The 22,420-nt window shown below is 37.5% G+C and carries 22 protein-coding genes and 1 pseudogene; 6 read left to right on the top strand and 17 right to left on the bottom strand.

The genetic code is table 11. The features are described from left to right. Positions 1–102: 102 nt before the first annotated feature. On the bottom strand, positions 103–1,566 hold the full coding sequence (locus tag CAT7_RS10170; RefSeq protein WP_007725305.1) for an amidase: 1,464 nt from the start codon (positions 1,564–1,566) through the stop codon (positions 103–105). A gap of 873 nt (positions 1,567–2,439) precedes the next feature. Between CAT7_RS10170 and CAT7_RS10175 the strand changes: the two genes are divergently transcribed. After that, positions 2,440–3,360: a helix-turn-helix domain-containing protein gene (locus CAT7_RS10175; protein WP_007725307.1), complete on the top strand. Its 921-nt coding sequence runs from the start codon at positions 2,440–2,442 to the stop codon at positions 3,358–3,360. Positions 3,361–3,473: 113 nt separating this feature from the next. Here the strand turns inward: CAT7_RS10175 and CAT7_RS10180 are convergent, their stop codons facing one another. After that, positions 3,474–4,265 carry a histidinol-phosphatase HisJ family protein gene (locus CAT7_RS10180; RefSeq protein ID WP_007725308.1) on the bottom strand — a complete coding sequence of 264 codons (792 nt, stop codon included), beginning with the start codon at positions 4,263–4,265 and terminating at the stop codon, positions 3,474–3,476. Positions 4,266–4,356: 91 nt separating this feature from the next. After that, positions 4,357–4,515, bottom strand: a pseudogene (locus tag CAT7_RS12715) (hypothetical protein); the annotation flags it as partial. 294 nt (positions 4,516–4,809) lie between these two features. Here CAT7_RS12715 and CAT7_RS10185 point away from each other — a divergent pair. Then, positions 4,810–5,916 carry an Ldh family oxidoreductase gene (locus tag CAT7_RS10185; protein WP_007725313.1) on the top strand — a complete coding sequence of 369 codons (1,107 nt, stop codon included), beginning with the start codon at positions 4,810–4,812 and terminating at the stop codon, positions 5,914–5,916. Between the two features lie 11 nt (positions 5,917–5,927). After that, a complete protein-coding gene (locus CAT7_RS10190; RefSeq protein ID WP_007725315.1) occupies positions 5,928–7,100 on the top strand; it encodes an NAD(P)-dependent malic enzyme in 1,173 nt (390 codons plus the stop codon). Positions 7,101–7,194: 94 nt separating this feature from the next. Here CAT7_RS10190 and CAT7_RS10195 read toward each other — a convergent pair whose 3' ends face one another. Further along, positions 7,195–7,479: a hypothetical protein gene (locus tag CAT7_RS10195; protein ID WP_007725316.1), complete on the bottom strand. Its 285-nt coding sequence runs from the start codon at positions 7,477–7,479 to the stop codon at positions 7,195–7,197. Positions 7,480–7,616: 137 nt separating this feature from the next. On the opposite strand from CAT7_RS10195, the gene CAT7_RS10200 reads away from it, so the two are divergent. Further along, positions 7,617–8,531 (top strand): nuclease-related domain-containing protein, encoded by a 915-nt coding sequence (locus CAT7_RS10200; RefSeq protein WP_007725318.1) that lies wholly within the window; start codon positions 7,617–7,619, stop codon positions 8,529–8,531. Between the two features lie 581 nt (positions 8,532–9,112). Here the strand turns inward: CAT7_RS10200 and CAT7_RS10205 are convergent. Genes CAT7_RS10205 through gnd form a run of 8 tightly spaced genes read right to left on the bottom strand, consistent with a single transcriptional unit; the run spans position 9,113 to position 15,798 of the window. Beyond that, a complete protein-coding gene (locus tag CAT7_RS10205; protein ID WP_007725320.1) occupies positions 9,113–9,562 on the bottom strand; it encodes a PTS sugar transporter subunit IIA in 450 nt (149 codons plus the stop codon). Next, positions 9,559–10,461 (bottom strand): hypothetical protein, encoded by a 903-nt coding sequence (locus CAT7_RS10210; RefSeq protein ID WP_007725323.1) that lies wholly within the window; start codon positions 10,459–10,461, stop codon positions 9,559–9,561. Before CAT7_RS10210 ends, CAT7_RS10205 begins: the two co-directional genes overlap by 4 nt. Positions 10,462–10,480: 19 nt before the next feature. Further along, positions 10,481–10,984, bottom strand: a complete 504-nt coding sequence (locus tag CAT7_RS10215) for a PTS system mannose/fructose/N-acetylgalactosamine-transporter subunit IIB (RefSeq protein ID WP_007725325.1) — start codon at positions 10,982–10,984, stop codon at positions 10,481–10,483. Between the two features lie 36 nt (positions 10,985–11,020). Beyond that, complete coding sequence (locus CAT7_RS10220; RefSeq protein ID WP_007725329.1) at positions 11,021–11,899, bottom strand: PTS system mannose/fructose/sorbose family transporter subunit IID; 879 nt, start codon at positions 11,897–11,899, stop codon at positions 11,021–11,023. Between the two features lie 29 nt (positions 11,900–11,928). Then, positions 11,929–12,759 (bottom strand): PTS mannose/fructose/sorbose/N-acetylgalactosamine transporter subunit IIC, encoded by an 831-nt coding sequence (locus CAT7_RS10225; protein WP_007725331.1) that lies wholly within the window; start codon positions 12,757–12,759, stop codon positions 11,929–11,931. Positions 12,760–12,773: 14 nt separating this feature from the next. After that, a complete protein-coding gene (locus CAT7_RS10230) occupies positions 12,774–13,874 on the bottom strand; it encodes an iron-containing alcohol dehydrogenase family protein (RefSeq protein ID WP_007725333.1) in 1,101 nt (366 codons plus the stop codon). A 14-nt stretch (positions 13,875–13,888) separates the two neighbouring features. Further along, positions 13,889–14,890 (bottom strand): D-isomer specific 2-hydroxyacid dehydrogenase family protein, encoded by a 1,002-nt coding sequence (locus CAT7_RS10235; protein ID WP_007725340.1) that lies wholly within the window; start codon positions 14,888–14,890, stop codon positions 13,889–13,891. 2 nt (positions 14,891–14,892) lie between these two features. Next, complete coding sequence (gene gnd, locus CAT7_RS10240) at positions 14,893–15,798, bottom strand: phosphogluconate dehydrogenase (NAD(+)-dependent, decarboxylating) (RefSeq protein ID WP_007725349.1); 906 nt, start codon at positions 15,796–15,798, stop codon at positions 14,893–14,895. A 134-nt stretch (positions 15,799–15,932) separates the two neighbouring features. Between gnd and CAT7_RS10245 the strand changes: the two genes are divergently transcribed. Further along, positions 15,933–16,811: a MurR/RpiR family transcriptional regulator gene (locus CAT7_RS10245; RefSeq protein ID WP_007725351.1), complete on the top strand. Its 879-nt coding sequence runs from the start codon at positions 15,933–15,935 to the stop codon at positions 16,809–16,811. Further along, positions 16,808–17,701, top strand: a complete 894-nt coding sequence (locus tag CAT7_RS10250; protein ID WP_007725353.1) for a Cof-type HAD-IIB family hydrolase — start codon at positions 16,808–16,810, stop codon at positions 17,699–17,701. Before CAT7_RS10245 ends, CAT7_RS10250 begins: the two co-directional genes overlap by 4 nt. Before the next feature lie 343 nt (positions 17,702–18,044). Here the strand turns inward: CAT7_RS10250 and CAT7_RS10255 are convergent, their stop codons facing one another. The 5 genes from CAT7_RS10255 to CAT7_RS10275 form a co-directional block, all read right to left on the bottom strand. After that, positions 18,045–18,896: a MurR/RpiR family transcriptional regulator gene (locus CAT7_RS10255; RefSeq protein ID WP_007725355.1), complete on the bottom strand. Its 852-nt coding sequence runs from the start codon at positions 18,894–18,896 to the stop codon at positions 18,045–18,047. Positions 18,897–18,949: 53 nt separating this feature from the next. Then, a complete protein-coding gene (gene anmK, locus CAT7_RS10260) occupies positions 18,950–20,086 on the bottom strand; it encodes an anhydro-N-acetylmuramic acid kinase AnmK (RefSeq protein ID WP_007725356.1) in 1,137 nt (378 codons plus the stop codon). Positions 20,087–20,099: 13 nt separating this feature from the next. Continuing rightward, positions 20,100–20,420: a PTS lactose/cellobiose transporter subunit IIA gene (locus CAT7_RS10265; RefSeq protein ID WP_007725357.1), complete on the bottom strand. Its 321-nt coding sequence runs from the start codon at positions 20,418–20,420 to the stop codon at positions 20,100–20,102. 14 nt (positions 20,421–20,434) lie between these two features. Continuing rightward, positions 20,435–21,529, bottom strand: coding sequence for a DUF871 domain-containing protein (locus CAT7_RS10270; RefSeq protein ID WP_007725358.1), 1,095 nt, complete (start codon positions 21,527–21,529; stop codon positions 20,435–20,437). 24 nt (positions 21,530–21,553) lie between these two features. Beyond that, on the bottom strand, positions 21,554–22,420 hold an 867-nt coding region (locus tag CAT7_RS10275), incomplete at its 5' end, for a GNAT family N-acetyltransferase (protein ID WP_007725359.1).

Genomic DNA, 22,420 nt, shown 5'->3' on the forward strand with positions numbered 1-22,420 from the left:
AAATAGACAAAATTAACCTACCAAGCTAGTACTCGTTAGGTTAATAAACCGTTTTTTAGACAAGCTAAAAGGGACCGAGCGATCCTTGAACCCCTTAGGCTATTAACTAAATTGTCCATCCTCTTCTAATGCCTGGCCTATCAGCAATAACCAATCTTCTCTGCCTTTTGGGGCGGTAAATTGTACTCCTAAAGGTAATCCACTGTCTGTTAAATGAACAGGCAAACTAATTGAAGGCTGACCAGTTAAATTAGCTTGCATCCCAAATGGCGTTATCGCTAGGCTTTTATCAAACATATCCCAAATAATTTGCTGTTGCTGAGCCATCGAAAACTCCCCGATATGGCGCATTTGGTCAAGAACGAACTCGTCTTGCCATTGAACACCGACTTCTGGAGCAGCATCTGCAGTAGCTGGCGTCAAATACAAATCATAGGTTTCATTAAAGTCCGCCATCACTTCAGCTGCTTGGTCCCATGTCGCTAGCGTGTTGGAATAATTGGCAGCTGACGTAGATTTCCCAGCATTATACAGTACCCAAGTGCCCAATTCCATATCATCGATCGTCAAGGGTCGTTTCAGACTTTCTTCAATGCCTACCATCATAGCTGCCGTCTCACCAGAGTTCATCACATAGTACGACTTCATTAATTTGATTCCATCAATGTCTGGCTTTTTCTCGGTCACTTGATGCCCATTCGCTTCAAGCCACTTGACCGTTTTCAATACCGCTCTTTTGGCTTCTTCGCTTACAGCTGTGCCAATTGGCGATTCAAGTGAGAACGCAACACGAAAAGTCTTTGGTTGCGCATAAAGGAGTGTCTTTAAATAACCTGGCTCAAATAAAGGTGTTTGAAAGGCCGCAGCCGGTTGCAAAACTTGTAACGCATCTAACATCGCAGCTGTATCCCGCATCGATTTGGTTAACGCAAAGCTTACAGATGCTCCCTGCCAACTTCTCCCAACACCAGGACCAATTGGCGTACGCCCGCGAGTCGGTTTTAAACCCACTAATCCCGTAAAAGAAGCAGGAATACGAATCGATCCACCACCATCACTTGCTCCAGCAATTGGCACCATTCCAGCCGCTACACTTGCTGAAGCTCCGCCACTCGAACCACCTGGTGTATGAGTTAGATTCCAAGGATTGCGTGCTGGTCCATAAAGTTCTGGTTCAGTAATATTTTTAAAGGCAAATTCGGGGACATTTGTCTGTCCAATTACTACAAAACCGGCTCTTTCCAAAGCTCTTACATAATGACTTGTTGTTTGAGCAACTGCCTCTTTTAACAAATAAGATCCCGAAGTATTAGGCTCTCCTGCTAAAGTTTGGCCTATCCCTTTTAGTAAAATCGGCACGCCTCCAAATACTTGATTAGAAAAATCACGTGTCTCCGCTTCAGCCAGTGCCTTTTCTTTTCGCATATGTGTCACTGCATTAAGTACTGGATTCTCTTTTTCAATGATTCGAAACGATTCTTCTATTAAATCTTTGGCTGAGATTTTTTTATCTTGTACTTGCTTTGCATAATATAAGCCGTCTTTTGTTCGATCTAAAATTTCCACGTTATTCTCTCTTTTCATTCATCTCTCTTTTTCTTAGTGTAGCACTGAAATAAGAGAAACAGAACAATTCCGGGAGCAAATAGTTAAAAAAAAGATCTGTTGCTATCTTTCTTTTAAATTAAGTTGTTTATAAAAAACAATAATGTATTCAATAAAAAAACGATTCCTAAAAATGGAGTCGTTCACTTTTCAGCAATCATTCTTTTTGATGCAGTTCTCACTTAATAGCACTTGTTGTTCTTGTATAATTATTCTTTTTATACACTTAAAAAAGTACTACAACCACTTACTTCTCCAAACGAAATGACCTTCTTTTGTCTTTGATTTAAAAAGATATTTTGATTTGTCATTTTTTGTTCATAATTCAATTACAGCTATTACTTTTTATGAATTTTTAATCTTTTTTTTGATTTTTCATGCTAAACTAATATGAATCATTTAAAGATTTACATTTAAATGAATCGTGTGAAGGATGTGGTCAACACCATTCTTCACAACAATGAACTGAATTTCTTTCGCTATCCAACTATTTAAATCATCAAATGCATAGTTGTTCTTACGCAATACCGTATCAATTGGACAATCTAGTACACCATCGGCATTTATTAATACGTCGGAATTTTCTATCTCCAGTCGAATTGTCTTGTCTTTTCCCTTAACGATATAAAAATATTGTTTTTGTTGAAGAGATGTTGGTTTGGTTGATTCTTCTATGTTCGAAATACGTCATCCCTACTTCCTATAAACAATTTAATCGTTGGATTCGTTGGCTGATCTCAACTTGAATCCTTTTCTTCAATAAGTATAGCTAGTACACCTTGTTTTTTTACAAAAGGTTACAATAATAACAGGACTATTTTAGGAGGCTTTCAAATGTTAGACATAAACGTTCCCATCGGCTCAACACTTAAGAAAATCAGAGAAAATAAAGGCTATACACAACAAGAAATTTCGGATCATAAAATGGCTCGTTCAACTTACACCAAAGTTGAAAGTAATGATATTACCCCTACTCTTTCTAAATATCTTGCTATATTGGATCACATGGATATGTCTCATGAAGAGTTCATTTTTATTTTAAATGACCGTAAATTAGGCGAAAAAGAAACGATTCTCCATTTATTTAAGCAATTAGAAAAAAATCTAACGCGTGAATCGGTCAACCAGATTATTAATAAGGGTGAGACATTGGTCAAAGAACGTTACGATCAATTGACCTTAGATATTCTAAATGCTTGTCGCGGGTATGCGGTCTTATTAGCTGAACAAGATTTGACTAAGGCTAAAGGTTATGCTCAAAACGTTTGGAAACGTATGGAAAATTTAGACAGCTGGTACTTAGCTGAATTGCATATTATCAATAGTATTTTGTACTTATTTGACAGTAATACAGCTGCTCTATTTACCGATCGAGCTTTAGAAACTTTAGCTCAATACCCCCATTTTGAAGAAGCAACAACGTTAAAAATCAATTTTCTGCTGCACGTAACGAACTTGCTTCTACTTGATAAAAAATACGAACAAGCGTTGTTTTACATCAAGCAACTGGAAGAAGAAAGTGTGCGCACAGAATCTCACATCATGTGGGCTATTGCATTGGTCCGCAAAGAAGTCTGTATGACAAAAACCGGTGACGTTTCTGAACCTGGGCTTATCGATCGCGCAATCGCCATTTTTGATAGTTTGAATAAACAAAACTTAAAAGAACTAGTTATCAAAGATCCTGAAAACTTTTTTAACCTTTACTCGAATTACCCTATTGATAAAATAGAAGCTGAAATCTTAGCGCATTAAACAGTAAGCTAGACGCAAAAAAACTGCCAATGAAAATTTATTGGCAGTTTTTTTGTATTTAGTTACATCGATGTACTTTATCGTTCACTTTCCATTTATCCCTTAATATGTACTTATTTCCTCAATGAATCTAATGTCAATTCCTTCTGTTTTTGTTGTTCAAAAACCGTCACCTTAGAAATGTTATACTTTTCCAACAATGTCATGGTCTCACCAAAATAAAACCCATAATAGTCGATCGAGTGTGCATCCGAGCCTAGCGAAAAAGAGGATCCGCCTAATGCTAGATACCAGCTGATCATCTGCTCATAAAGAGCGACATTTCCGTATTGGTACATGCTGCGTGTATTTAATTCAAAAGCCATTTTGTTGTCAATGACTTTTTGTAAGACCGCTTTTAACACCTCTTGATAGTCTTGCAAGTCTTCTACCGAAACATCAAATAAGCGGATGCCATAGTCAAAATGACTGAGTACATTGGCTGTGGGAAAGTTCTCAAGTGCTTCCAGTAACAACGAAAAATACTCGTCCATCACGTCGTGAGCTTCTTTTTCTTTTACAACGGGCTGTAAAAAATCATATTCACCATTTTGATGCACACTTAACAATTGCACATCAAACTCTTTTCCTTTTAAATAATCTGCAATCTGTTGATGAGAGTCCTTGGTGTACCCTATTTCAATACCTTTTCGTATGCGGTTATCGTATTGGGTATTCAGTTGCTTGATTTTTTTGCTGTAGTCATCATAATTCAGTACCGAATCTTGTCCGCCATTGTAGCAGTCGTGAAAATCTAAGTGTTCAGTCGTTACGATGGGGCCAGTTGTTTGCTTAAGATACGCCTCAAAGGTTTCAGATGCATCTGGTGAAAAATACGTGTGCATATGCTGATCATAGATAACCATTATTTGCTCTCCTCCTCTTTAACTAAAAAAGTATCCTTAAAAAACAGCTCGTGCAGCTGCTTTCACGAATACACGTTGCTTGTTTCATTCATTATACTTCAAGGCAGTTGCGTTTTTCAAAGCTTAAATGAACCTCTTCGCCAACTTTAAATAAATTAAACGAGCGGTACAGTTCGTCGACTTGAAGGTTTACGCCTGAACAATCCACATAATAGCTTAGAATATTGCCGCTGGTCGATTGATCGACTACTTTACCAGCTAATCATCCGGCAAGTAACGCTCCCGCTAATAATGTTGATACTAATCCTTTTTTGAAGTTGCTTGTTTCTTTCAACAAAGATAGCTTAATTCGTAAACGACTAATGAGATTTGTAAAGCTTTTCCAAATTGTTGAGTTATCCATTTAAGAATTCACTTTCCTTAACCCTCTCAATAATTGAGTTTCTTAGCGTTTTGTGCTAAACTGTAGGCGTTCAGAAATCGCTTTCAATTCATTGTGGTTTGTTCGTTTTTTCACAAAAAATATACCGAGGAGGAAGTTACTATGTCAAGTTTTGTTGAATGGAAATTTTTGACCGAGTTTGTTGAGAAAGCTTTTATGGCCTATGGAATACCTGAAGCAGATGCAAAAATCTGTACCGATGTTTTATTGCAGTCAGATAAAAAAGGAATTGAAAGTCATGGGGTAAATCGTTTTAAACCCATCTATATCGATCGAATCAAAGAAGGAATCCAGAATCCAATCACTGAATTTGAAATTGTACGTGAAACACCTACAACTGCTGTAGTCGATGGACATGACGGCATGGGACAAGTCATTGCCCACCGTTCGATGCAAATGGCCATTGATAAAGCTAAACAATATGGCATGGGCATGGTCGCAGTAAGGAATTCGACTCATTTTGGGATTGCCGGTTATTATACCGATATGGCGGCTGAAGCTGGCTGTATTGGCATGAGCGGAACGAACGCCAGACCTTCAATTGCTCCAACATTCAGTGTGCAAAATAAATTGGGTACGAATCCATTGACTGTCAGCTTTCCAACAGATGAAGCTTTTCCATTCACCTTAGACTGTGCTACTTCCATCATTCAACGAGGCAAAATCGAACTTTATGAACGTGAAGGCAAAGATACTCCTGCCGGTACAGTTATTGCTCATGACGGCTCTACTATGACCGATTCTCCAACAATCTTGAAAGCTCTTCAATCTGGTGAAGCTGCTCTTGCTCCATTGGGTGGTATTGGAGAAAATCTTTCCGGCTATAAAGGTTATGGCTACGCTACGATTGTGGAAGTTCTTTCGGCTGCTTTACAACAAGGTAATTTTTTGAGTATGCTGTCCGGAATTGGAGAAAACGGTGAAAAAATAAAATTCCATTTAGGTCACTTTTTCATTGCCATTGATACGGAAGCCTTTATGGGGCTAGAAAGCTTCAAGAAAACGACCGGCGATATTATGCGTGAACTGCGAGCTGCCGAAAAAGCTCCCGGTGCTGAACGAATCTATACAGCTGGTGAAAAAGAATACTTGATTTGGCAAGAACGCAAAAAAACGGGTCTACCCGTTAGTGAACCCGTTCAAAAAGAACTGATTGCGATCCGCGATGATGCTGGATTGACCGATTACCGCTTCCCATTTGAACAGTAAGGGGGATAACCATGGATAATAAAAAAGAAGCTCTAGCAAAACACTACGAATGGAATGGAAAAATTGAAATTACTAGCCGTGTCCCTCTCAATAGCCGAGAAGATCTGGCCCTCGCGTATACTCCTGGAGTAGCCGAAGCTTGCTTAGCCATTGAAGATAACCCTGATAAAGCTTATGAACTGACACGTAAAAATAATCTAGTAGCGGTCATTACTAACGGAACTGCCGTGCTTGGATTGGGCGCCATTGGTCCGGCGGCGGCTATGCCGGTGATGGAAGGCAAATGCGTTTTGTTTAAATCCTTCGCCGATATCGATGCTTTTCCCATTTCCATCCAATCAAAAGACGTCGATACCATTGTGCAAACGATCGAACAAATCAGTGGGAGTTTTGGCGGCATCAACCTCGAAGATATTGCAGCTCCTGAATGTTTTGAAGTTGAACGCCGCTTGAAAGCCTCACTGGATATCCCTGTTTTCCATGATGACCAACATGGAACTGCCATCGTCGTTGCGGCCGGATTGATCAATGCCTTAAAATTAGTTGGCAAATCCTTTACCAGCATAAAAGTCGTTGTAAACGGAGCTGGTTCAGCCGGAATCGCTGTCGCAAAACACCTGTTAAATTTTGGTGTTAGGAACCTGATTTTGGCTGATAAACACGGTATTATTGCTAATGACACACCTAATCTAAACAATGAACAACAACATATGACCAATGTAACCAACTTGACGAATCAGCATGGGGACTTGACCTTAGCTTTAAAAGATGCCGATGTTTTCATTGGCGTATCCGCTGCCCATATTCTCAAACCAGAGATGATTCAAAACATGAAAACTGATCCTATTATTTTTGCCATGGCCAATCCCGTTCCAGAAATTATGCCTGAACTGGCGGCTAAAGCTGGCGTTGCTGTCATAGGAACTGGGCGCAGTGATTTTCCTAATCAAGTGAATAATGTTTTAGCTTTTCCAGGAGTATTTAAAGGGGCTCTCAGCGTCCGGGCATCTGATATTAATGAAGCTATGAAAGTCGCAGCTTCTCATGCGATTGCTTCTCTAATAACCGCTGATGAGCTAAAAGCTGACTACGTGATTCCAGATGCTTTAGACCCACGAGTCTGCCCTGCCGTTGCTAAAGCCGTACAAGAAGCAGCTGTCAAGACCAGAGTCAATCGAATTTAACCAACTGTGAGCTCTCACTGATTTATATTACTTTCCAAAAGAATAGACTGCTAACTGCCTTATATTAAATGGCCGTTAGCAGTCTATTCTTTTTTTAATAAGTATCGCTTGTCCAGCCATTTGCTTTATACGCATTGACCATATTTTTATTGTGTTCATCTGTCGCATAACTAATTTCTAGCGGTCTTAAATGAACACTATACGTATCTCCATTTTTTGTAACCTCGATTACTTCAATTTCATCAGGATCAACAAACATTGAATCTTTAATGAAATCGCCTTTTTGCGGAATTTCACTTGATTCATAAGCTTTTTGTAAAGTAATGGTCATTTCTTCTGGGATTTTCACATTGATGTTTCGATAAAGGTTCATTTCCATTCTCTTTCCTCCAAACGTTCTATCTTTAAGTAAATCATAACATACCTTTGGAACTTGGACGAATAGAACGCCTAGATTTCAGATAAGTGAATTGTCCTCTTATTTTTGCGTACTTTAATAATGAGGAGGCGAAAATTGTGATAGTAGTTAAAAATCGAAATAAATCGAACTATTTGTGTGCTATGGAAGCATTGGATAAACGGATGGTACTTCCTGATGACGAAATTCAACATTTGTTAAATATGCAAAAGGGATTTGAAGGAGAGGTTTTATTTGATTCGCTGTTAGAAAATCATTTAGAGTTAGATGCATTAATATTAAATGACTTGCTGTTTACAGAAAAAGGAAGCACCTTTCAAGTCGATTCAATGATTCTAACAGGTGACAAAATTTTGCTATTTGAGGTCAAAAATTATGAAGGGAATTTCCAATTCAACTCACATCACTTCTTGACATTTTCTGGTAAAGAAATTGGAAATCCGTTAAATAAATTAGACGAAACTTCTATCAAGATGCGTCAATTGTTGTGCAAATGGAATATCAGTTTTCCATTTGAGTCCACACTCATTTTTGTGAATCCTACTTTTACTCTTTACAATACTCCAACTGTCAGTCCAATCATTTTTCCTACTCAAATTCGAGATCATTTTTCTCGAATGAGTCGCCATAAATTACCACTGTCGAAAAAACATTACCATCTTGCCGATAAACTAATAAATGAGCATCAGAGTGAATCTGCATTTCAACGAAAGTTACCGCTTTATTCTTATGATTCACTAAAAAAAGGACTATGGTGCATCAATTGTGCCTGCCAGGATTTACGTATCACTCAACGGACCTGTTTCTGTATTGCTTGCGGGCACACTTCTTCTTTAGAAGCTATAATTTTACGTCAAATAGAAGATTTCAAACTGCTCTTTTTTGATTCTAAAGTAATCACTTCTATGATGTATGACTGGCTTGATGCCACAATTTCAATGAAAAGAACTCGAAAGATATTAGTAAAAAACTACAAGATTTGTGGAGCCACAAATGGTTCTTATTATGAATAAAAAAGAGCTTCTTATTCGTGCGGTGAATCAAATTAAGTCAGGTCAATGGAGTTTATTTTCTTAGTTGATCGAACTAAAGCCAATTACTCTTTCCTAAAACTAGAACCTTTGCGAGCTGGTCGAATTAATGCTTATTGTGTCCACTAAAAATGATATCTGATCTTGGGTCGATTGAACTTAACCCTATTGAGTCAACTCAATGTAATTTCTACTTTGAGTTGACTCTATCAGTCCTTCCCTTTCCACTGTCCAGAGCTTCTTATTCGTGAGATGAATCAGATTAAGTCAGGTCAATGGAGTTTATTTTCTTAGTTGATCGAACTAAAGCCAATTACTCTTTCCCAAAAGAAAAACCTTTATGAGTTGGTCGAATTAACGTTTATTGCGCCCACTCAAAATGATAACTGCTTTTTAGTCGATTGAACTTAACCCTATTGAGTCAACTCAAATCAAATGCTACTTTGAGTTGCCTCAATCAGTCCTTCCCTGTCAACTATTCTATCAATTTGGTCGATTCAAAAAAACAATCCCATGCTTATACAAATTACTTGTATAAGTATGGGATTATTTGCTTCTTCAATTTAAAACTCTTCGTCTTCATCTTCGTCATCTGCATCAGTATCTTCAGCTGACCAAGTCACGATTCCTTGCTGTGCTACATTGACTACAGAAGCAACTGCATCTTCTATTGAAGCATCAATCATTCGTTGATTGATGGCATCAATCACCATTGGTAAATTAACCCCTGCAACTACGTGAATTTTTTTCTTTTGTTCATCTGCAAGTGAATTTACAGCTAAAACAGCTTGGTTATACAGACTAGCGCCTGCTAAATCTACGAAGATAATAATTCCTTCATTCTGATCTACAGCTTTGATTTCTTTTAAAAATTTTCCATTTAAGTCTTGAACATCATCCTCTTGGAACAAGTTTAATGTTTTAATATTATCTGTACTTCCAATAATCAAATCGGCTGCACTGACTATTCCATTACTCATCTCTCCATGAGTAGCAATAATCATTCCAATCATTTAAAATTCCTCCCCACTAGTTGCTTCAAAAAATCGATTACTTCATTCATATTAGTGTCACCCAGTTGATTCTGTTGCAACTCTTTTTTACTCAACGTAAAATGATCATTTTCTTTGTTAGCACTAATAACATACAGCAAGCGATCATTTGTGACATCACCAGAGATAACTGTCTCTACTGAGTCACTAGAGATAGCTAATGTACGATTGCTCATCACTTGATACAATTTTTCTCCTGAACCAACACTATCTAGCATATAAACAGTTGCATTACTCTGGTTCATGACTTTTTCTAATCCAGCATTATTCGTGCAACCTGCATCAATAAAGGCAAATGCTAGCTGTTTATTTTTAAACTGTTTTGTGCAGTAGAGCTGCACTAACAGGGAAGATGTATTTCGTATCAAATTATGCTTATTTGGCCATCCTCTAGTTACAATCTTCAAATAGTAAAAATACAGGATATAAAACAACACGCAAAGCAGAGCAGAAATGCTTATTAATGAATTTATTTGAAATACCGGCATAGCCACTTTCCAGGTGAACAATAGCCCAAGAATAATGTATAAAGCAGAAGAAAGGGAAATGAACAGCATCGTATTTTTTGCTCGATTTTTTACATTGAAAAATTGATACGGACCAAGATGAACGGCTGGGGTATCATAATAGGTACAAATAATCGTATTTGCTTTTCCTATATCGCCAACATAAAGATTTTTATATTCCACTGCATCTTTTTCATTCAACTTAAAGGTATCCAGCTCAACATCTGTTCGAAATTGACGGATGTCAGCTGATAAACTTTCTAAAAAACGATCTTTTCGTTTTCTTGTATAGCGCTTACCAAAAATTGAATGATAGCGAACATACCAATCTTGTAATTGTTCATCTTGTTCCATCAATAATCATCCTTACTTATTATAAATTAAATTTTGCTAAAACTTCTTTTAAATTTGTTTTTGGAGCAGATGGTGTTGCTTGGAAATAAATATTTTCCACATTATACTCTTCATTCAGCTCTTTTAATTTTAAGGCATCTTCTTTATTTAAATAAACTGATTTTGTAACCAATAAATCAGTGTCATTTTTTTGAGCAATGCCTCCAATATTTATTTCTGTCATTGGAATACCATACTTCACTAGCTCATAAATAACATCTACTGTTTTGGAAATCAAAATACAACTGTATTCTTTGAACTCAAATTCATCCCAATAGTATTTGCATTTGTCTAGAGTCATAACAATCGTTTTCTGACCAGTACGACCTCCAGCACTTTTGTACAACCCTTTCATAAATTTATCCTTTGCTACCACATCATCCACAACGAATAATGAATTTACTCCATCACGTCCTGAAAGTGTCAGCATTACTTGTCCATGAATTAAACGCTCATCTACACGCGCTAAGTTTACTACGCCCATTAATTTCAACTTCCTTCCTTCTACTTGTTTCTCTTATTATAAAATTCCAACTGCAGCTAGTACAACTAAAATCAACGTTAGCCATAATAATGCTCGTGTAACTTTTAACCCTTTCTTGACATAGTACCAATAAACACCCATAACCGTTGCAAGTGGCAATAAACCAGGTAAAATCGCATCTAGCGTTTCCTGAAGGATAAACGGCCTACCGGAAATTGCAAATTCCAATGAAGAAGAAACCGTTACGTAATTTCCGGCCAGGATCCCCATCATGAAAAGACCTAAAATTGACAATAATTCAATCGCATTTTGAACGCCTGCACTTTGCATTAGTCCTGTCGCACTTCTTCCCATAACAAATCCCTGACGAGCAAAGAACAACCCGATGAGTACTTGATAAAGCGCAAAACAGATGAACGGGAAGATAGCTCCTAAAGCCAAACCATTTTGAGCCCAAGGGATAGCGATTGCAATAAAGATATATTGTACCGTTCCTGAGTCAATAGAATCACCAATACCAGATAAAGCTCCCATTAAACCTGCCTTAGTATTGTACATTAAATCATCTGTCATTGTTATTTCTTCATTGTTGTACTCTTGTTTCGCACGTTCTTGCTCCATTGAAGACATTAAACCAGTTATGATTCCACCACCCCAAGTTAATTGGGTATTAAAGAACAATAATTGTCTTTTATAGGCTGCACGTAAAGCATCATCTTCTTTGTATAATTTTCGTAGAACTGGCATCATACCATATAGTAATGACGGTGCAAGATAGCGTTCAAATGAATGAGGAATCTCATTCGCGAAATGCCATCTTAAGTAAGCTTTAGAAACATCTTTTTTTGTAATTTCTCCAGGTAACATTTCTTTTGTATCAGTAGTTGTAGCTGTTTTTAGTGTGTCAGTAGTCATTTTTAGTTCTCCTTTCGCTCATTGTTTTTTTAGAAATCATCATCGTCATCATCATCAAATTCATTAGTTGAATTTGAGCTAGCTGATGAAGATGCTTTTGCACTATTATTACGACTAAGCACGAATATCGCTGCAACCAATGTACCTAAAATAGCGTAAGTTACCATTGTAATGCCGATATCTTTGAAGATTACGCTGATAAAATAAGCTAGTAAGAAAAATACCATATAATCTTTACGTCCAATAACATAAATGGTTGTAGCAATCCCAATGGCTGCTAATCCTCCACCTACAACTTCAAGAATGTGTAAGAATACTGTACCTTCTAAAGTTGTGATTACATCCGCAATTACTGGAGCTCCCCAGAATAATGCAATAAACACTAATGGCACGAATAGAAGGAACGAAGCAATTGTTGGGTAAAGTACAACCGACCGTGAAATGGCACTGTGATTCAAACTTTCAACTGCTCTATCAGTAGCTTTTCCCAAAAACGTATTGATGAAGAAGCGGAATTGGTAAAGATAAGATCCTAATAAACCTACTGGAACGGCAACAGCGATAGCAGCCTCTGGTGTAAGATCTCCCAATAAAGCTACTGAAACTGCAATAGCTGCAGCAATCGATGGTTCAGATGGCATTGTTCCTCCTGGAGAAAATACTCCCATGTAAATCAATTGAATCGCTGCAGTGATCACCATTGCACCTGCAACATCCCCCATTACAATCCCAACTACTAAACCAGTCATTAATGGAGAAAAACGTAGAGTTAACGTAGCCCCACCTAAAAATGACCTTGACATAATTGCAGCTACCCAAAGCGCAATAATCAGACTTTGCCATATAGTTAATGTTTCCATTCTTTATTACCTCCTTATTTATTTATATAATTTTCTAAATCAATTAGAGCTGTTGTTAAGGTTTCCTCATTTATTTGTACTGGCAGCAAATGAACTTTCTTTTTGCTGTTTATTAATTGTATAATATTTTTCAACGTGCTTTCAGACATAGGATAGACACCCATCTCTGTTAATGATTTTGGCAAATGCAGCGATTCATAAAATGGAATTAATTCATCAATCGTAGCCCATTTTTTTTCTAATGCTAGCTGATAAAAGATTCCATAAGCCACTTTTTCACCGTGTAAGTAGTCATGCACCTCTGGCAAATAAGCTGAAATAGCATCATGGATAGCATGTGCAGCAGTATTTCGTGCATATTTGTCACCCAATCCACCAACCAAACCAGCGATAGCAAAAATAATTTCTGAAATATGAATAAATTCATCTGAGATATTTTGTGCTTTCATATCCTTAATTGCTTTTTCAGATTCCTTCAGTACTTTTTCTTTGCACATTCGAGCAGCAAAACGCGCCATTTGTGGAAAAGGTTCGTCACTAAACTTTTCTTGCTCCAAAATCAAGTCTGACTCATACCATTTTGCCAGTGTATCCGCAATTCCAGCAATAAAGTAATTCACTGGTGAATCAATCACTAACGCTGGATCAGTAACCAAGAAAGCAGCTTGTCGCTTGACGTGCTCTGATTTGCCTTCCGCTAAACCATTGTCTTTATACATAACCGAAAGCGGGGCCCAAGGCGCACAATTACTTGCCAATGTTGGAATAAGACCAAATTGAGTATTGGTTAAATGACTGGCATATAAAACGACATCGGATAATTTCCCGCCGCCGACTCCTATGACAAAATCAACGTTATTCTTTTTAATGATTTCTGCTATCCGGTAACCCTCGTTATAACTGCATTCCCCATTATATTGCTCGTAAATAATTTCTTTATCTAGATTCATCACTTTAGTTAAGAAAGGCTTTGCTTTTTCCCAAGAAATGCCTCCATGCATAATCAATATCCGACTAGCAGCATGTTCTTGCAGCAGTTCAGGAATGCTGTCTATTGCACCTTCACTATAGCGATAAAACTGTGGTCCGACTTTCACATTTAAATCATTCAGCATTTGTTCACTCCCTTTTACTTTAAGTAAGAGCTAACACTTTGGACTGCGCTTTTTGGTAGATGACCTTTTGTGATTTCCTCACAATCCGTTGCACATTTATTTCCCATACCTTCAAGACATTCCATTGTGTATGCTGAAGTATGCGGAGTAATGATAACGTTTTCAAATTCAAGGTAAGGATGATCTGAATGACCTGGTTCAACTTCTAGTACATCTGTCGCAAATCCGACAACTTTTCCACTTTGCAATTCATGTATTAAAGCAGCGTCATCTATTAAGGCTCCTCTAGCAGTATTCGATAAGTAGACCGCGTCTTTCATTTTAGAAAACTCTTCTTTAGAGAGCATATGATAGTTCTCATCGTTTAAACTTGCACATAAACAGATAATATCAGCTTTTTCTAAAAGTTCGTCTAATTCTACTTTCTTTGCACCAAATGCTTCAATTTCAACTTTATCTTTGTTGGGGTCATATCCAAGTACCTCACAACGAAAACCATAATGAAGAATCTCAGCAACTCGGCTTCCGATATTGCCTATTCCGATAACGCCTACCGTTTTACTCCCAAGTGCATGACCAACAAATTGAGCTCGTTCGTCCCATTTATCTTTTTTGACACTCTGGTACGCTAAATTCGTTTTTCTCATAACACTCAATAGATTGGTTACATTATTTTCTGCAACTGCATCACGTTCAATTAAAGGAGGCACAATCGTTACTATCGTATTGTGTTGCTTCGCTGCCTCTAGATCAACATTATTGTAACCAATTCCATGCCTTGCAATTAACTTTAACTCATCTTTATGCTCAAAAAATTCTTTAGTGAAAAAAGGAGTTACGCTAGCAATGATCATATTAAACCCATGCAATTTTTCAGCTAATGCTTTTCCATCTATCTTACTATCTAAAGTAAAACTTTCTACTTCTCCTAATTTATGTAAGCGCTCTAAATGTTTTGGAAAAATTTTTCCAAAACTACTAGAATTTACGATGGCAATTCTATTCTTTCCACTCATTCTTACTGTCCCTCCTTTCTCGTAACATCATGCCCTCCAAATTGATTTCGTATAGTTGCTACAATTTTTGCAGAAAAACTATCATCAATTTTTGAAGCATTGCGAGCAAATAACGAGCTAGAAATGACTGGAACAGGAATATCTAAATCAAGCGCTTCAGCTATTGTCCATTTTCCTTCTCCGCTTGAATCTATGACGCCTTTGATATCATCTAATTTAGGATTTTCTTTGAAACTTTCTTCTACTAACTCCATCAACCACGAACGGATAACCGATCCATGATTCCATACGCCAGCTACTTTTTCGAAGTCATAATCGTATCTACCAGCATTTAAAATATCAAATCCTTCGCCGATCGCTTGCATCATGCCGTACTCAATGCCATTATGGACCATTTTTAAATAATGTCCGCTACCAGCGTTTCCTGTATATAAGTATCCTTGATCACAAGCTAGTGCAGCAAAAACTTCCTCCGTTTGGCGAAAGATTTCGGCGTCTCCTCCAATCATCAGACAGGCACCGGCTTGTGCACCTTCCATTCCTCCTGACGTTCCACAGTCTAGAAAACCAATTCCTTTTTCTTTAGCCAGTTCGTAATTTTCTACACTGTCCTTGAAATAAGAATTCCCGCCATCAATCAGAATGTCCTCTGCTTGTAATTCATTACATAGCGCTTTTACTAATGAATTAGTGATTGCCCCTGCAGGTGTACTTAAAAAGATAATTTTCTTATCTTCTAAACTTTGCAGTAATTCTTCTTGTGAGCTTTTGATAATTATCTGATTTTCGGCAGCTTTTTGGCGAGCTTGGATTGAAACATCATAACCTATAACTTCAATATTATTTTCTTGTAAGTTTAAAGCTAAGTTCAAACCCATTTTCCCTAAACCAATAATACCAACTTTCAAGTTTTTTCCTCCTTTATTAATCTGTCCTTGGTTCAATTGTAACAAATATTTTTTATTTGTAAAGGCTTACTATAAAAAATATTTTTTATTACTCAAAAATGTAGTATACTGTGTTAAAGAGGAGCTGAAACTATATGTCTTATAATTATTTAGAAAAACTACTGCGGCCGTATATAAAAAGTTTTAACGATACCGAAAAAATAATCGCAGACCATTTCATAAAACTTGGACACGATGTAGTAAATAAAACACTTTCAAATTTAGCAGATGACACCGGTCTGTCTGAAGCGACCATTTTCAAATTTGTTAAAAAAATTGGTTTTGACGGCTTCCCCAATTTTAAAATTTCTGTAGCTTCTAATTTTCAAAACATAGAAGAACGAAAAAATGAATTGACGGTTTTTTCGGATATTAGTAAAGAAGATTCTTCCTACGCTATCGCCCAAAAATTAGTTTATTCGAATAAACTTGCGCTAGATAACTTGATTGGATCACTCGATGAAGAAAGAATCAATCAAGCGTTAAATCTAATTTATGACTCACAAACAATTCACTTTTTTGGACAAGGTGCTTCATCAGTCATTGCGTTAGATAGCTATCATAAGTTTTTACGTACAAGATTTCTCTGCAATTACATTTCTGATTACCATATGCAACTGAGCTATGCGACAAAGCTAGGCCCTAACGATTGTGTTTTTCTATTTTCACACTCTGGAGAGACTAATGAAACCATTGAAGTCGCTCGAATCTTAAGAAACAATCAAGTTAATATTATTGTTTTAACCGGTAATCACCACACGGATTTAGTAAAACTTTCAAGTATATCGTTTGTTGTAGATTCAGAAGAATCAGCTTTTCAATCGGAAACACTGACTTCACGAATTCTTTATTTAACCATTATTGATATTCTATATGTCGCATTGATGTATCATGATGAAGCAAAAAATAAAGACTCACTAGAAAAAATCCGAAAAGCATTAGCTGTTACAAAAAAAGGAGGGACAAAGCGGTGACAATTAAAGCAATCGCATGTGATATGGACGGAACGTTGCTTACTTCTGATAATAAGATAGCACCTAAAACATTCAGCAAATTGCTAGAGCTTCAGGCTAAGGGCATAAAATTGATTTTAGCTAGTGGACGGAGTTATATTCGCTTATTGCCTGACGCTCTAAAGTTACATATGGATGAACATGCTGGATTATTGATTGATGTTAATGGCACTTCCATTTATAATGTGGAGACAGCTAAACGTGACAGAATTGGTCTATTAGAACGCTCTTTTATTAATGAGCTCAATGATTTCTTTTCGCTCTTTACGGTAGAACTGCAATACAGTCAAGATGATACAATTTATACGTATTTGCCCGATGAAATTTATACTATAAAACGAAATATCCGTGGCGAAATGCGCCTTCCAGATGATTACCCATGGATGGGGGGAATGCATGGCTGGTTATGTGATACTCGTGATGGATACCCAAATCAACATATGGTACGCACTTTAGCAGGCACGCCAAGTTTTTGCAACAAGATGTCCGTAGTCCAAGATCCTTCTTATATGTCTTTCGTTCGGGATACGTTAAAAAACCACCCCATCTATGATCAATATGAATACGTATTTTCAGATGAACGTAAAATGGAGATCACCAATAAAAACATTACCAAAGGAAATGCTCTAGATCTCATTATGGAAGAACAAAACTTCCAGCAAGATGAAGTGGTCGTTTTTGGCGATAGCGAAAACGACATCTCCATGTTCAAAAATAAAAAGTATTCCGTAGCAATGGGTAATGCACTGAATTACGCAAAAGAACAAGCAAACTACACCACTGATAGTCATAATCATGAAGGCATCTATAACATGCTAGTTCGTTTAGAAAATCAAGGACTTTTCGAATAAGAGTTATGCTAAAGTATAATCACAATTACTTAATTGAACACAAAACAAAGAACCTACCGCTATGAATTAATTGCAGGTAGGTTCTTTTAGTTTGATTAACTCTACTCAACTAAAATCTTTTTTTGAGTTGCTCAAATTATCGTTTATTGTGACTACTCTGATAGAAAACACATCTGAGTTGGTCAAACTAACGCAAATTGTGACTACTCAGATATATAGCTTCTATAAGTTGGTCAAACTAACGCAAATTGCACTAACTCAAAATCAAAAACCAGCTTGAGTTAATTTAACTAAGACTAACTAAGACTAACTAAGACTAAAAAATACTGCTAATTGCTATTCACTATCTCTTCTTATACTGATTCATTTCTTCTCTTGATTGTTTGATTCTTTCTGTCCCGGCTACATAGTTCTTAGACAAGAATGAGTAAAATAAAACATCAATTGCAATCAGTTGTGCATGCAACGAACTTGAGATGAATTGACTGTCAGATTCAATGGTTTTTACTGTTTGGATCGTATAGTCCGCTTTATTGGTTAAACTATTTTGGCCAAACTGTGTCAACCCGACAGTTTTAAGAGAGCATTTTTTTGCTAATTTGATGAGCTCAATAATTTCCCTGGTTTCTCCTGAGTTAGAAATGCCAAAAAAGAGCGCATTTTTCGGAGCTGCGCCTAACATAGAGACCAATTGGTGATTATCGGTGGGACAAATAACAATTTTCCCTACTCTACTCCACTTCTGAACCATGTTTTCAGCGATGATACGCGAATTGCCAACTCCATAAACATAAACCATAGAAGCTGACTCAATCAATTCAATGACTCGTTCAATGTCAAATTCATTCATCAATGAAATGGTTTCTTCCATTGACTTAAAAGCATTCGTCAGTAATTTGTTTTTAATTGTGCCAATCGTTTCTTCAGCTTCTATTTCTGCATAGCCAGATTCATCCACCGAAACAATTTCTGCAGATAAATTTACTTTTAATTTTGTAAAACCATTAACACCAATCCGATTGCACAACCGAATAACCGCCGTCGAATTCGACTCTGCAGCTATTCCTAACTGTGAAGTTGTCATTTTTATCGTTTCTTCTGGATAAGTTAATATGTACTCGCCGATTTTCCGTTCAGAATTAGGAAGATCATCAAGAACGCTTTTTATCCGGCCTAGAATATTATTTCCTACCATGCTCTTTCACCTCGTATAATCAAAAGATACAGGAAATTTCCAAAGAAATCAATCTAATGATAATACGTTATCTTTCCTAATATAACGGGTTTTCTTGCACCTGTCGCGCTCGGCACATTGCTTGGCAAATGATGAATGGTCTGATTCGCTAAAATGGTCATCGCAATGGCTTCTTTTGCTTCAGAAGAAAAACCGACTTCTTCTTGAATAAGCACGTTAACATGAGGCAATTGCTCTTTGATCATTTGAACCAAAACAGCGTTATAACTTCCGCCACCCCCAATAATCAAATCTGATTGGTCATCGACAAAATCACAGATGTTTACCGCAATGGACTGCGCAGTAAATTGAGTGGCCGTTGCAATAAAATCATTTGGCATTACCTTAGTCCCCCACTTTTTAACCAAAGCAGCCGTATACTCCACACCAAAATCTTCTCGTCCAGTTGTTTTAGGATAGGGTCTTTCAATATATGGATGAGCCATCATTTCACTTAACAAGCCTTGATTGACTTTCCCTTTAGCAGCGTATGCCCCACTTTCATCATACGCTTCTTGGTAAAAGTGTTGGCACAATTCATCAATGATCATATTTCCAGGTCCTGTATCAAACGCTAGAACATCTTCCATCTGTGCTCCAGCAGGTATCACCGTCACATTTCCGATTCCACCGATATTTTGCAATAAGCGCGTGCGCTTTGTATCGCGGTATAAGACAAATTCAGAATACGGTACGATTGGCGCACCTTGTCCTTTTACTGCCATATCACGGGTCCTGAAATCAGAAACGACCATGGACTTGGTTTCTTCTGCAATAACCGCTGATTCGCCAATTTGCAACGTTGAAGCTACTTGATGAGCCCCAGGTACCGGCAAATGGTAGATTGTTTGACCATGTGAGGCTACAAAATCGACTTGTTCAAGCGGAAAAGCTGCTTTTTTACAAACGGCTTTAACGGCCTCACTAAAAACATACCCTAATTCTACATTCAAACTGCAGATTTTGTCGACTGAAGATGTTTCAACCGACAAGACCTCTTTAATTTTTTTAATGATGCCTTTTCCTAATGGATAAGTCGTAAATTCGACTAGCTTAACGGTTGTATCCGTATTGGTTCCATGAATCTCTACAAGCGCTGCATCGACGCCATCTAATGATGTACCCGACATAATTCCAACTGCAAAGGTCATTCTCTCACCTCATTTATTTTTTTAAAGCGTTCAATTCTTTTTGCATTTCAATCATTTGCATAATCAAGGTTTGTTCCGCCATTGACGTCATCAATTGGTCTTGCGCATGGATCAACAATAAACTGATTTTGATGTCTTCTCCACGAATTTCATCTTGCACCAATTTCGTTTGAGTATTGTGAGCCAAGTTCATTTCTTTTTTGCACTCTTCCATCAATTGGTCACACTCTTCGTATAAACCAGCACGTGCTTTTTCTAGGGCTTCATATGCTAATGCACGCGCATTTCCGCCATGCCCAATAATATCAAAAATAATCATTTCTAACTCTTCCATTTACTTCGTCTCCCTTAGTTGATTGTTTTTAGTTTGAATTGAAATTTTTGCCATGGTTTCAAATAATTCAATAAGAATTGTTCTTCTTCCACTACATGTCCCACAATATTTGATTTGCCAGAGTTTTTCATTGGCTGCAAGGCGACTTGCAATTCGCCAGCATAATGCGCATATAAAGACGTTTCGATAATAATATCGCCTTTTTTCATGTCTGGTGTGTGGAATGGCACGAATTCATGGCCTTTATATTTCACACGGCTTTGCGTTGAACGAATCACGTAATCTGATACGTCTCCACGGTTAAAGTGAAATTCTTCTGTAACGATTTTTGCTTCCAATTCAGGAACGTCTGCTTCTAATTCGCATGTTAAGGTTAATTGGTAAGGATTCAATTCGCTCAAGGCTTTCAATTCGGCTTCACTGGCAAAAGCATTAGCAATGATCACATCATCGATTACTTCGGTAGCCCATAGATGCTTCGCTTGTACCTCAATTGGCCATTCACGGTGCATTTCTAACGTACACAACCCTTCATCAACCGGCCATGGACCAATATGAGCAGATGGCGAATTCACAAAAGCAGCCGTTACCAAGCCATGTGCTTTGTATTGCTTGCTTGTCTCGATGAAATGATCGTAACTCAACCCAGTGTAGCGGTGGGGATAAAAGTTGTGGCATCCCATTAAATTAGCTGCATTCGCTTGGTAGCTCATGATATTATCTAAGTATTTGGTCCCACTGCTGATATTCAACTCAATTTTCAAGTCTTGCGGATTAAACGTCATAATCGATTCTTCATTCCCAGTAAAGCCCATGTCTAAACGGATGCCGTCTGCGCCGATTTCTTTAAAGAATGTCAAATCGTTGTAACTGATGCCGAGTTCGCCAAATACTTTTGGACTAACATCTGCGATAACTTCCATTCCTTTTTCTTTTGCATACGTGATCACATCGGTAAATTCTTGGACGATTGTTTCTTTATCTCCTTCGACCGATAATAAACAAGTGAACACTCGTTTGAAATTGTACCCTGCTGCCAAATCGATGTAGTCTCTGATTTCTGAAACGGAACTATGATTTGGATAAACTGAAATGCCTAATCTTCTCATTCTTATTTCCTCTTTTCTTTAAACTTAAAAATGCCCATAAAATTGTGGCTGTTCTTTGGGAATGGCTTGATCCCATTCATTTAACACAGTTTCTGAAACGATTGCTTTTTCGTGGTAGTGGTACCACTTAAGATCATGGTACCCCACTAAATACGATGACAGACTAGCAATATCCATCTCTAAATACTCTTCTTGTGCCACTTCATGTTCTACTATCTTCACCACACCTTGAGAATCAATGGCATAAACCCCTTGGTTCCATGGAGCAAACGCATCTATTACTTTCAGATATAGCCGCTTGGTTAACGTTTGAAAAGGATAAGCCGCTAAAAAATGCTCAACGTCAACGATTCGAATCATTCTGTCCTGCACGATCTCTTTTTTGAATTGGGGTTCATCCCATTGACTACCAAATGATTGCTGAACAGCTGCTGTACCGCTGACTTCTGTAAAATTAGAGCGGTGCACGCGAATAAATTCCCATAAAGCTTTTTCAGCTGACACATTAAGGGCTATTTGATCCAACACTTCAAACCTTAAGTCGTTCATCACGTAACGGATGAATCCCTGAGGTTGTCCATTGTGGTCAATACTTAAGGCAAACGAAGCATCCGATTGTCTCTTTTCAAGACGTTCCCACCACTCTTCACTGCGTATCATCATTCCATTCGTTTTAAGCGCATACGCTTGGTACACTTCTTTTACGTGAGCCAATTGTTCTCGGTTTTCCTGATAATTAAAGCGTTCGATTCTCCCCATGTCCCCTTTTTTCATAGAAAACAACTGGGTCGGAAACGTATACTGCACTTTATCAAAAAAAAGATCCCAGCCAAAGTGACGGTAGAAGGAAACGGAAAAAGGACCTAATACGGATACCCATTGACCTTGTTC

This window comes from Carnobacterium sp. AT7, assembly GCF_000171855.1.
Taxonomy (GTDB): domain Bacteria; phylum Bacillota; class Bacilli; order Lactobacillales; family Carnobacteriaceae; genus Carnobacterium_B; species Carnobacterium_B jeotgali.

What these genes read in the sequence shown, in the direction of transcription:
- CAT7_RS10270 (WP_007725358.1), bottom strand. Translation starts at nt 21,529, where the DNA reads ATGAGAAGATTAGGCATTTCAGTTTATCCAAATCATAGTTCCGTTTCA.
- CAT7_RS10220 (WP_007725329.1), bottom strand. Translation starts at nt 11,899, where the DNA reads ATGACTACTGACACACTAAAAACAGCTACAACTACTGATACAAAAGAA.
- CAT7_RS10195 (WP_007725316.1), bottom strand. Translation starts at nt 7,479, where the DNA reads ATGGAAATGAACCTTTATCGAAACATCAATGTGAAAATCCCAGAAGAA.
- CAT7_RS10205 (WP_007725320.1), bottom strand. Translation starts at nt 9,562, where the DNA reads ATGATTGGAATGATTATTGCTACTCATGGAGAGATGAGTAATGGAATA.
- CAT7_RS10190 (WP_007725315.1), top strand. Translation starts at nt 5,928, where the DNA reads ATGGATAATAAAAAAGAAGCTCTAGCAAAACACTACGAATGGAATGGA.
- CAT7_RS10175 (WP_007725307.1), top strand. Translation starts at nt 2,440, where the DNA reads ATGTTAGACATAAACGTTCCCATCGGCTCAACACTTAAGAAAATCAGA.
- CAT7_RS10245 (WP_007725351.1), top strand. Translation starts at nt 15,933, where the DNA reads ATGTCTTATAATTATTTAGAAAAACTACTGCGGCCGTATATAAAAAGT.
- anmK (WP_007725356.1), bottom strand. Translation starts at nt 20,086, where the DNA reads ATGACCTTTGCAGTTGGAATTATGTCGGGTACATCATTAGATGGCGTC.
- CAT7_RS10230 (WP_007725333.1), bottom strand. Translation starts at nt 13,874, where the DNA reads ATGCTGAATGATTTAAATGTGAAAGTCGGACCACAGTTTTATCGCTAT.
- CAT7_RS10215 (WP_007725325.1), bottom strand. Translation starts at nt 10,984, where the DNA reads ATGGGCGTAGTAAACTTAGCGCGTGTAGATGAGCGTTTAATTCATGGA.
- CAT7_RS10235 (WP_007725340.1), bottom strand. Translation starts at nt 14,890, where the DNA reads ATGAGTGGAAAGAATAGAATTGCCATCGTAAATTCTAGTAGTTTTGGA.
- CAT7_RS10265 (WP_007725357.1), bottom strand. Translation starts at nt 20,420, where the DNA reads ATGGAAGAGTTAGAAATGATTATTTTTGATATTATTGGGCATGGCGGA.
- CAT7_RS10180 (WP_007725308.1), bottom strand. Translation starts at nt 4,265, where the DNA reads ATGGTTATCTATGATCAGCATATGCACACGTATTTTTCACCAGATGCA.
- CAT7_RS10185 (WP_007725313.1), top strand. Translation starts at nt 4,810, where the DNA reads ATGTCAAGTTTTGTTGAATGGAAATTTTTGACCGAGTTTGTTGAGAAA.
- CAT7_RS10210 (WP_007725323.1), bottom strand. Translation starts at nt 10,461, where the DNA reads ATGGAACAAGATGAACAATTACAAGATTGGTATGTTCGCTATCATTCA.
- CAT7_RS10225 (WP_007725331.1), bottom strand. Translation starts at nt 12,759, where the DNA reads ATGGAAACATTAACTATATGGCAAAGTCTGATTATTGCGCTTTGGGTA.
- CAT7_RS10255 (WP_007725355.1), bottom strand. Translation starts at nt 18,896, where the DNA reads ATGGTAGGAAATAATATTCTAGGCCGGATAAAAAGCGTTCTTGATGAT.